The 2985-nt window shown below is 50.3% G+C and carries 4 protein-coding genes; 2 read left to right on the plus strand and 2 right to left on the minus strand.

Annotated elements, in window-relative coordinates:
* Positions 1–698 (plus strand): leucine-rich repeat domain-containing protein (locus tag B3P58_RS11320; protein ID WP_286717581.1); only part of this gene is annotated, 698 nt, incomplete at its 5' end.
* A 53-nt stretch (positions 699–751) separates the two neighbouring features.
* Here B3P58_RS11320 and B3P58_RS11325 read toward each other — a convergent pair.
* Together B3P58_RS11325 and B3P58_RS11330 are read right to left on the minus strand one after the other, a co-directional pair.
* On the minus strand, positions 752–1624 hold the full coding sequence (locus B3P58_RS11325; RefSeq protein WP_225691051.1) for a metal-dependent hydrolase: 873 nt from the start codon (positions 1622–1624) through the stop codon (positions 752–754).
* Between the two features lie 41 nt (positions 1625–1665).
* Positions 1666–2511 (minus strand): SDR family NAD(P)-dependent oxidoreductase, encoded by an 846-nt coding sequence (locus B3P58_RS11330; protein ID WP_286717584.1) that lies wholly within the window; start codon positions 2509–2511, stop codon positions 1666–1668.
* 228 nt (positions 2512–2739) lie between these two features.
* Between B3P58_RS11330 and B3P58_RS11335 the strand changes: the two genes are divergently transcribed.
* A partial coding sequence (locus B3P58_RS11335; RefSeq protein ID WP_286717586.1) for a hypothetical protein occupies positions 2740–2985 on the plus strand: 246 nt, incomplete at its 3' end.

Genomic DNA, 2985 nt, shown 5'->3' on the forward strand with positions numbered 1-2985 from the left:
CGCTGGATCTCAGTGATAATCCGATCCGCGAGTTGCCTGAAAGTATGGCCAAGCTGACTGCTTTTGAGGAAATCGATCTGTCGGGGTGTCAGTTGGCCAGTTTGCCGGAGTGGCTGACCGATCTGCCGGCATTAAAAAAGGTGAATGTCAGAAACAATCCATTCACCGACCTTCCGCCAGTGCTTAAAAAATTAAAGTCAAAGCTTAAAATCGATCTTAAAGATAAAGCCTTATACGACAGCAGTGCGCGGGAAAAACTGATGCAAAAGTCCGGGCTGGTATCCGTATTTGCTGATTTTGGTTTCAAACTGATGGTGATTCAGAAACTGATGTATGAAGACAAAACCCTGAGGCCGGCTTTTGATGTCTGGGAATTTGTCAAAAAGCCGGAAAACGCTCATATGGATCCTGAAAGTGAACAAGCCTGTCAGGTGATGCCAGAGGTCAGAGATTATTTCCAGAAGCTCGGTATTCCCCAGCATTTGTTAGCCGATATCACTGAGCTTTGTGCAGATGGTGGTGATGAAATTTACAGCCAGCTGGCTCCGCACTGGAGTGGCAGCGAAGACTATTTTGATATGCACTCTGCGCAGGATATTCGTCACCTGCCGAAGCTTAAAGTGATTGAGTCTCCCTTTTTAACAACTTCATTTTGTGATGAAGCGGATACCTTTGATGTTGAAGTGATTGCGCTTTAAATTCAGCCCCGGAGCAAATCTCCGGGGCTTCAGACGCCATTCCTGAGTTCTCCTCAATACGCCGCCGCCAGCAACGCATCACAGGCCTGATGCGGGTTGCCGGTTGAGTCGTATACCCGAACCCACTCACCGTAGTTGTGAATTACCGGAATATCTTCCGGGTGGAAGCTCGGCTTAAAGTACATTAAAAGCTTTGGCAGCATGGATGACAGGATACCTTTACGGCCATACATCCAGTTCAGGTTTTTAATAAACATCATGCGGCGCTGGAACCAGTTATAGCCATCGGTTTTCAGCAGTACATCGGCGTAGTCAAACATCACTTTGGTGGTGTGGCGGGTGGCGATTACCATTGCCGTACAGCGTTTGATATAACCAACTTTAGCGACGGTTTTCATTACGTTGAAGGCCACCGAGCGATGCTCCATTTCTTCAATCGCATGCCAGGCCAGCAGGGCGCGCATTTTCGGATGAATGTCGGCGGTTACTTCTTTGCGTGAGAAAAAGGTTTCTGCCAGCAGTGCGGTAAAGTGTTCGTAGGCTGCAGTCAGCGCCAGATTAAATTCGTCGGAATACTTTTTCTGATCTCTTTTAATGTATTCCTTAAGCTCATTCAGAATCGTTTCCATCGGCATGCCCTGTGCCGCCAGCAGATCATTGAATTTGGTATGGGCAATACCGTGCTGCGCTTCCTGCATGGTGAATTCTTTTACATCGTGCTGCAGTTTCGGGTCGGTAATTCGGTCGCGGAAGGCGCGTACGCTGGAAATAAAATAGCGCTCACCATCAGGAAAGCTGAGCTGCAGTGCATCCATTACGCGGGTTCTGAACGGGTCGTTGCCATTCCAGTATTTCGGGAAGTCGGCGTCCAGACCGAAGTCGATATCTTTGCGCGCTTCAATGCTTGGCTGAAATTTTGTATTCATAATGTCTCCCTGTTTAACAGATGCCATTGGTTATTTTTCTGTCAGCTTCGTGATGAGGATGTGGAGTATTGTTCGAGCACCGCGTAGTGCTCCGGGTCGCGCATATCGCCCATTTCGCGGTGCAATATGCGGTTGCGCAGTTTCAGTGGCAGCAAAGTAAGGAAACGCAGCAATGACGACTGATAACCAAAAATCATGCGTTGCTTACCGCTTTTGATGCCTTTAATTACTTCGCGTACGGCAAACAGCGGATCGGTTTTCAGATATTTTTCTTCGAATTCGGCGCCGTTTTTCGAATGTTTGGCGATATTGGTTTTAATACCACCAGGATGCACCAGATGTACTGAAATGGGTGTGTCGGCGAGCTCAACCATGAGTGACTCGGTAAAACCGCGTACGGCAAATTTAGACGCGCAATAATCACTGGTGCCGGGCGTTCCTAACAGGCCAAACACGCTGGACACATTCACCACAGCACCTTCCTGATTGGCCAGCAACTGTGGCAAAAAAGCTTTGGTGATATACACCACGGCAAAGAAGTTCACCTGCATGGTGGTGTGATACTGGCCATTATCCTGCACCCAGACCGGTGCACCGCCACCGCCGATACCGGCGTTGTTAATAATGATGTGGGCATTACCCAGCTCGCGTTTTACCTTACCCGCAAAGTCCGTCACGCTCTCTTCGGCAGCAATATCCAGCACTTCACTCAGGCTGTTTTTACGGGTGATGGCTTTTACCATGTTATGGGTTTCAGCCAGCTGTTCTGCGTTGACATCGGTGATGGCAACCACTGCGCCGAGGCGGGCAAACTCCAGCGCGTATTCCCGTCCCATACCGGATGCGGCGCCGGTAATCACAACCACTTTGTCGGTAAAATTTTTCACGGTTTGGCCTCTTATTATTGTTTGCCATTACACGTCTGCGCGCGTCTGCTGGTCTGTACTGCAGCACCTGCAGGCATCAGAACGCCGGGCAGATGGCTGCCAGTCTGATCCGGCTATTCGCTGAGTCTGGTCATCTTATGAACGGAACTCCGGCTCATCAATGTACAAAACAACACTGATGTGGGTATATTTGGTGCACTTTGCACAGGCGCTAACAATGGAGACCTTATGAAACTGGCCGTCAGTAGCCGGCAGCGCTGGCCCAGCGTATCGCCACGGATTCTTGAACTGATGCGCACCGGCGCAGAGCTGGCGCTGCAACTGGCGACCAGTCCAGAGGTTCTGGACGAGCTCGAAGGCGGCAACTTCAAAACGGTGGGGGCAGAGACTCAGTACGTTGACCCGCTGTTATCGGCCCGTCAGCGGCGCGCTATCCGTGCCGGTACCATTCACTGGCTGAACGCCATCATCGAA

Source organism: Thalassolituus sp. UBA2009 (assembly GCF_002335285.1).
GTDB lineage: Bacteria > Pseudomonadota > Gammaproteobacteria > Pseudomonadales > Oceanobacteraceae > Venatoribacter > Venatoribacter alkanivorans.